This window comes from Streptomyces sp. NPDC006552, from assembly GCF_040611655.1.
Taxonomy (GTDB): domain Bacteria; phylum Actinomycetota; class Actinomycetes; order Streptomycetales; family Streptomycetaceae; genus Streptomyces.
Genome location: NZ_JBEXOS010000074.1, coordinates 34614 through 40689 on the forward strand (window position 1 = coordinate 34614; position 6076 = coordinate 40689).

The 6076-nt window shown below is 73.3% G+C and carries 8 protein-coding genes; 7 read left to right on the plus strand and 1 reads right to left on the minus strand.

All coding sequences use genetic code 11. The annotated features are described in order from the left end of the window. Nucleotides 1-34 precede the first annotated feature (34 nt). From ABZY33_RS30865 to ABZY33_RS30880, 4 genes are all read left to right on the plus strand, one after another. Entirely contained in the window at nucleotides 35-1075 is a 1041-nt protein-coding gene (locus ABZY33_RS30865) for a PhlD (protein WP_356495001.1), read from the plus strand. 75 nt (nucleotides 1076-1150) lie between these two features. Next, entirely contained in the window at nucleotides 1151-1822 is a 672-nt protein-coding gene (locus ABZY33_RS30870; protein ID WP_356495002.1) for a TetR/AcrR family transcriptional regulator, read from the plus strand. 8 nt (nucleotides 1823-1830) lie between these two features. After that, a complete protein-coding gene (locus tag ABZY33_RS30875; protein ID WP_356495003.1) occupies nucleotides 1831-2622 on the plus strand; it encodes an SDR family NAD(P)-dependent oxidoreductase in 792 nt (263 codons plus the stop codon). A gap of 126 nt (nucleotides 2623-2748) precedes the next feature. Further along, nucleotides 2749-3843 carry an acyltransferase family protein gene (locus tag ABZY33_RS30880; RefSeq protein WP_356495004.1) on the plus strand — a complete coding sequence of 365 codons (1095 nt, stop codon included), beginning with the start codon at nucleotides 2749-2751 and terminating at the stop codon, nucleotides 3841-3843. Here ABZY33_RS30880 and ABZY33_RS30885 read toward each other — a convergent pair. Then, the gene (locus ABZY33_RS30885; RefSeq protein WP_356495005.1) at nucleotides 3824-4519 is read right to left on the minus strand and encodes a DUF2470 domain-containing protein; all 696 of its coding nucleotides are present in this window, start codon (nucleotides 4517-4519) and stop codon (nucleotides 3824-3826) included. The two genes, ABZY33_RS30880 and ABZY33_RS30885, sit on opposite strands and share 20 nt — an antisense overlap. 166 nt (nucleotides 4520-4685) lie before the next feature. Between ABZY33_RS30885 and ABZY33_RS30890 the strand changes: the two genes are divergently transcribed. From ABZY33_RS30890 to ABZY33_RS30900, 3 genes are all read left to right on the plus strand, one after another. Then, nucleotides 4686-4973 (plus strand): hypothetical protein, encoded by a 288-nt coding sequence (locus tag ABZY33_RS30890; protein WP_356495006.1) that lies wholly within the window; start codon nucleotides 4686-4688, stop codon nucleotides 4971-4973. Nucleotides 4974-5099: 126 nt separating this feature from the next. After that, a complete protein-coding gene (locus tag ABZY33_RS30895; RefSeq protein ID WP_356495012.1) occupies nucleotides 5100-5615 on the plus strand; it encodes a VanZ family protein in 516 nt (171 codons plus the stop codon). A gap of 56 nt (nucleotides 5616-5671) precedes the next feature. Next, nucleotides 5672-6022: an ATP-binding protein gene (locus ABZY33_RS30900; protein ID WP_356495007.1), complete on the plus strand. Its 351-nt coding sequence runs from the start codon at nucleotides 5672-5674 to the stop codon at nucleotides 6020-6022. Nucleotides 6023-6076: the final 54 nt, after the last annotated feature.

Below are 6076 nucleotides of genomic sequence, written 5' to 3' on the forward strand. Positions count from 1 at the left end.
CCCCACGCCCCTTCGCCAGTGGGAGCCTTCACAGATGCCTGCCTACATATCCCGACCCAGAACCGTTCTCGGCGCCCACAAGGTGACGACCTCCGAGATCATCGACGACATTCGCGCCCATCACGGCGCCCACCCGCGCCTCAACGCTCTCGTGCGGGCGGTCGCCGGATGCGGCGTCCGAACCCGGTACTTCAGCCGGCCCCTCGACGAGGGCACCGTCTCGGGTGACGTGGGGATCACCGCGCGGGTGCGGACCGATTTCACCGATGCCCTCGAACTCGCCGAACAGGCGGCGGTCTTCGCGCTCGACACGGCGGGACTGGTCGCGACGGACGTCGACGCGATCGTCACGACGCACTCCACCGGCTGGTCCGTGCCCAACCTCGACGTCGCCCTCATGAGCCGGCTCGGGATGCGCCCGAGCGCCCGCGCTCTCGCGGTGACATCGGCCGCCTGCACCGGCGGGACCAAATCGTTGGTCCGCGCGTCCGAGATGGTGGCGGCCCGGCCGGGCAGCACGGTGCTCGTGGTGGCGGCGGAGATCCTCTCCGCCGTCTATCACCACAGTGACAGCACCATCGAATCGATGATCTACAAGGCGCTGTTCGGCGACTCGGCGGCGGCCGCGGTCGTGAGCGACGTACCGGTCACCGCCGGGTTCGCGATCGAGGACAGCTTCGAGCACATCCTCCCCGACACCGCGGAACGCCTCGCGGGCCGGATCGACGCCGACGGCATCCACTTCGACTCCACCAAGCAGGGCCGGAACTCGAGCAAGGAGGTGCTGCCGGTGCTCCAGGACTGGCTCGGCCCGCGCCGCAGCGACTTCGCGGTGATCCACCCGGGCAGCCCCCGCATCATCACCGACACCGCGGCGGCGCTGGACCTCGACGACCACGCGGCCCGCCACTCCACCGCCACCCTCACCGACGAGGGCAACCTCGGCGGCGTCAGCGTGCTGCGCGTCCTGGAGCGTACGCACGACGAGCCGCCGCGGCCGGGGGCCCGCGGCACCGCGGTCGCCTACGGCCCGGGGTTCACCACCGCCGCCCTGCACGGCCACTGGCACGCCTGACCCGGCCATGTCCGGCCCGCGCATGTCCCGACGGGACTCATGTCCCATCGGGACATAAAGGTGTACCCTGAAACCATGAAGGCGAACGAGGGCACCACCCCCCGGCCCCCCGAGGACCGCCGGCAGGTCAAGGCACGCCGGACCCGGGAGGCGCTGGCGGAGGCCGCGGTCGAGCTGGTGCTCGAGCGTGGGCTCGCGGACGTGACCGTCGAGGCGATCGCCGAGCGCGCGGACGTCACGCGCCGCACCTTCAGCCGGCACTTCACCGGCAAAGAGGACGCGGCGCTGGACTTCACCCGCGCGGACGGCGCGCGGATCAACGCCGCGCTGCGCGAGAGGCCCGCGGACGAACCCCCGCTGCGCGCCTACCGCAACGCCGTAGCGGACTGGCTGGCCGACCGGGAGACGCCCGGCTGGCACCACCGCCCGGGGCTGCGCCAGTTGTACGCCACGCTGGACACGGAGCCCGCCCTGTTCGCCGCGTACGAGCGCATCCGGGTCGACGCCCAGGACGAGTCCGTACGCATCATCGCCGGCCGGCTCGGCACCGACCCCGCCCGGGACCTGCGTCCCGAGGTCGTCGTCGGCGCCGCCGCCGGGGTACTGACCGCCGCGCTGCGCACCTGGGCGCGCGGCGCGGACCAGGACGCCGGGGACCTCGCCGCTCTCGTGACGCGGGCCTACGACGGACTCATCGGGGAGGCCGCCCGTTCGGCGGCGACCTCCGACCCCGCAAGCAGAGAGTGACACGCACCATGAGCACCACCCCCACCACCGGCCGCCTCACCGACTACGCCACCGAGTTCGCCGGCCGCACCGCCCTGGTCACCGGCGCCGCCTCCGGCATCGGCCTGGCCACCGCCCGCCGCCTGGGCCGCGGCGGCGCGAACGTCGTCATCGCCGACTACGACGAGCAGGGCGCCGAGGAGGCCGCCGAGGCGCTGCGGAGCGAGGGCGTCGCGGCCGCCGCCGTCACGCTCGACGTGACGCGGCCCGCTTCCGTGGAGGCCGCCGTCGGGTTCACCGTCGACACCTTCGGCGGCCTCGACCTGGCCGTGAACAACGCCGGTATCGGCGGTGCCAGCGCCCCGACCGGCGCGTACGACATCGAGGTCTACGACCGCGTCATCCGCACGAACCTCGACGGCGTCTTCTACTCGATGCGCTACGAGCTACCCGTCATGGCGGCCGCGGGCAAGGGCGGCGCGATCGTGAACGTCGCCTCCATCCTCGGCTCGGTCGGCTTCGCAGGCTCCCCCGCCTACGTGGCCGCCAAGCACGGCGTCGTCGGCCTGACCAAGACGGCCGCCGCCGAGTACGCCGCCCAGGGCATCCGCGTCAACGCGGTCGGCCCGGGCTTCATCGAGACGCCGCTGCTCAAGGAGATGGACCAGGCCGCCTACGCGGGTCTCGTCGGCCTGCACCCGGCGGGCCGGCTCGGTCTGGCCGAGGAGGTCGCGGAGCTGATCGCCTTCCTCCTCTCGGACCGCGCCTCGTTCGTGGCCGGCAGCTACCACCTGGTGGACGGCGCCTACACCGCCGTCTGACCCGGGCCGCCCGCCGGCGTCCCGCGCGTCCCGGCACCGCGCTTGTGTCCCAGCCGCAGTCATGGAACGGTCGGCACGGGGCAGGCGGCAGGCGTGGTCCGGCACGAGGAGGGGCGCAGCGGCGCGATGGCACGGCAGGCAGCGCACGGCATATCCGGCGGCGGCAGGGCACGCGAGTCGTACTTCGACAACGTGAAGTACCTGACCATCGTGCTCGTCGCGTGCGGGCACGCGTGGGAGCCGCTCACGTACGGAAGCCGCGCGGTGACGGCCGTGTACCTGACCGTCTACGCCTTCCACATGCCGGCGTTCGCGCTGGTGTCGGGGTACTTCTCCCGCAGTTTCGACATGGCGCCGGGTCGGTTGAAGCGGCTGGTGACGGGGGTCGTCGTCCCGTACGTCGTCTTCGAGGTCGCCTACACGCTGTTCTACCGGTGGCGGCAGGACGACCCCGGTTATCCGATCAGCCTGCTGGACCCCTGGTATCTGATGTGGTTCCTGGTGGCGCTGTTCGTCTGGCGGCTGTCGACGCCGCTCTGGCTCCAGCTGCGCCACCCCGTGCCGGTCTCGCTCGCGCTGGCGACGGGCGTGTCGATGATGCCCGACGCGGGCGGCGACCTGGCGCTGCAACGGGTGGTCCAGTTCCTGCCGTTCTTCGTGGTGGGGCTCGTGCTGCGGCCCGAGCACTTCGCGCGGCTGCGTACCTGGCGCGTGCGGTGGGCGGCGGTGCCGGTGGCGCTGGTCGCGCTGGGGACGGCGTACAAGGTGGCGCCATGGTTCGACGCCGGGTGGTTCTACCACCGCGGGGCGGTGGAGGGGCGCGGGGTGCCCGCGTGGGCGGGGCTGTTCGCGACACCCGCCCTCTTCGTCCTCGCCCTCGTGCTCACGGCCTGCTTCCTGGCGTGGGTGCCGGGACGCCGGCTGTGGTTCACGGCCCTGGGGACCGGGACGATCTACGCGTACCTGCTGCACGGTTTCGTCATCAAGTCCGCGCGGTTCGGCGGCTGGTACGGCCATCCCTGGTTGCACACGCCGCTCGGGGAGCTGGCGGTGACGGCGACGGCGGTCACGGGCATCACGCTGCTGTGCACGAACCCGGTGCGGCGCGTCTTCCGGTACGTCGTCGAGCCGCGCATGGAGTGGGCTTTCCGGCAGTCCAGGACGCAGGCCGGGCCCGAGCGGGCCGCCGAGCGCGAGAAGGTCACCTCCGGCGGCGGCTGAGCGCCTGCGCGGAGGTGAGCAGGCAGTGCATGCGCTCGGTGAGCGAGGTCAGGTCGTCGGCCGGGCTGTGGAACGGGATGCGGACGTCGGCCTGGCCGCGGGCGCGCTCCAGGCGCAGGGTCAGCCCGTGCCGGTCGACGGCCAGGGGCTGAACGCGGACGACGCCGTGCAGGCTGTCGGGGGCGATGAGCCGGGTGAGCTGTTCCACGGCCTCGGGGTGCGCGTCGGCGAGGTGGGTGAGCAGGCGGGGTTCGGCGAGGGCGAGGGGGTCGGGCGCGGCGGCGGCGAGTTCACCGAGGTCGATGCCGAGGCGTTCGGTGCGGGTCTGGAGCACGGCGCGTCCGGGGCGCAGGACGAGGTCCTCGCCGTCGGGGACGAGTTCGCCCGAGAGCCAGAGCCGGGCCCGGACCCGGTCGCGGACGGGGACGGGGGCCGCGTCGGCGAACTCCAGGAGGGCGGTGGGGCGGCCGTGCGGGGAGCAGAGCACGGCGGCGGCGAGCACGCTGTCGGGCGGCGGCCCGATCCGCACCGTCGCGCCCTCGGTGACGCGGTGGGCGCCGACGAGGTCGTCCTGGCCCACGTCGGTGGTGACGCCGCAGCTCCACGCGGCGGCGAGCACGGAGCGTGCGCGGGTCGCCGTGGTGGGCACGGCACCGGCGATCTGTCGGACACCCATCCTGAACCTCCATTAGGTAAGCCTTGCCTAACTTATCGGAGATCCGTGGCGGGGGTCCACCCCACCACCCGGTGGCGTCGCCCGACCGCGGGACGGACATCACGCGAACGGGGGGTGAATATGCCGTCCGTCCCCGCGCCGCGGTCCGGGGCGGCATCATGCGGCCATGGACGGTACTGCGCTTCTGCGGGAACTCTTCACGCCCGACGAGTACGAGGCGGTCCAGGGGCACGCGGACCACCTCGGGGTGACGGTCATCGAGTACGTACGCCGTACGGCCACCGAACGGGCCCTGGGGCGGCGGCACTTGACGGAGGCCCTGGAGGCCCAGGCCCTTCGGCTCGGGAAGACGCCGATACCGCAGGTGGGCCGGGTGCGCTGCGCGGGCGGCGCGTCGTCGTCCGCCGTGGAGCGGTACCTCGACACACTGGCCCATCCCACCGACGAGAGTTGACTGCCCGCCAGTCGGCGTGTTCCGGCCCGGGCCGGGCACACGGGGTGCATGACATCGGTGACGGAAGGACCCCGTAAAGCGGACTCGGCCCGTCCGGGGAACTGGTGGCGGGTGGTCGCGCGGGTGCTGGTGGCACTTGCCGCGTTCGCCGCCCTCGTCGCGTTCTCCGCCGTGCTGGCGCGTCTCACACTCACCCCGTCCCCGGCGTCCGACAAGATCGCCGGGTCCAACCTGCGGCCGGGTGCCTCGCTGCGGCAGTACGCGCAGTCGTACACCTTCCTGGCCGCGTGCAAGCAGATCGGCGGCAATCTGCTGCTCGGGGCTCCGTTCGGCCTGCTGCTGCCGGTACTGGTGGGGCGGCGGATGCGGATGGTGCGCGTGCTGCTGCTGACCGCGCTCGTCATGGTGCTCGTGGAGCTGGCGCAGGGGGCGCTGGTGGAGGGCCGCGCGTTCGACGTGGACGACGTCATCCTCAACACGACGGGCGCGCTGATCGCGTACATCCTGATCGGCCGGCGCATCGGGCACGGGTACCACGCGCTGGCGGGCCCGTCTCCGCGGCGCCGGCTGCCGGCCACGCTCCGCCGCGGCGGCACCCGGCGCCGCGGAAAGATCCGTGCTGGAGACTACGAGAGGAAGTGATCGTCATGCGTGCGCCCCGGAGCACCGAACGGCGTGCCGCACGCGTGGAGTATTTGATGCCACGCGGCTCGAACGCGGCCCGCTGGGCCCGCCGTCTGACCCGGTCGTTCCTGGCGGGACGGACCGACGAGACCGCGGCCGACGCGGAGCTGGTGGTGTCGGAGCTCGTCACGAACGCCACCCGGGCCTGCGAGCAGCGCTGCCGGATGAGCCTGCGCCTGGACGCGGGTGAGCTGATCGTGGAGGTGCGCGACGAGGGTCCCGGCCTTCCGGAGCTGCGGCCCCTCGCGCCGCTGGCCGAGTCCGGCCGGGGCCTGGCCCTGGTCCACGCGCTGGCCCAGCGGTGGAGCGTGCAGCCGGACCGGCGCGGCGGCAAGACGGTGCGGGCGGTCTTCGCCCCCGCCTGACGCGCGGTGAGTACGGCATGTGCGGCCGGGGGGGGGGGGGGGCGGAGCCCCCCC

Coding starts and splice junctions, on each gene's coding strand:
- ABZY33_RS30875 (WP_356495003.1), top strand. CDS start 1,831: ATGAGCACCACCCCCACCACCGGCCGCCTCACCGACTACGCCACCGAG.
- ABZY33_RS30900 (WP_356495007.1), top strand. CDS start 5,672: ATGCCACGCGGCTCGAACGCGGCCCGCTGGGCCCGCCGTCTGACCCGG.
- ABZY33_RS30870 (WP_356495002.1), top strand. CDS start 1,151: ATGAAGGCGAACGAGGGCACCACCCCCCGGCCCCCCGAGGACCGCCGG.
- ABZY33_RS30865 (WP_356495001.1), top strand. CDS start 35: ATGCCTGCCTACATATCCCGACCCAGAACCGTTCTCGGCGCCCACAAG.
- ABZY33_RS30890 (WP_356495006.1), top strand. CDS start 4,686: ATGGACGGTACTGCGCTTCTGCGGGAACTCTTCACGCCCGACGAGTAC.
- ABZY33_RS30880 (WP_356495004.1), top strand. CDS start 2,749: ATGGCACGGCAGGCAGCGCACGGCATATCCGGCGGCGGCAGGGCACGC.
- ABZY33_RS30885 (WP_356495005.1), bottom strand. CDS start 4,519: ATGGGTGTCCGACAGATCGCCGGTGCCGTGCCCACCACGGCGACCCGC.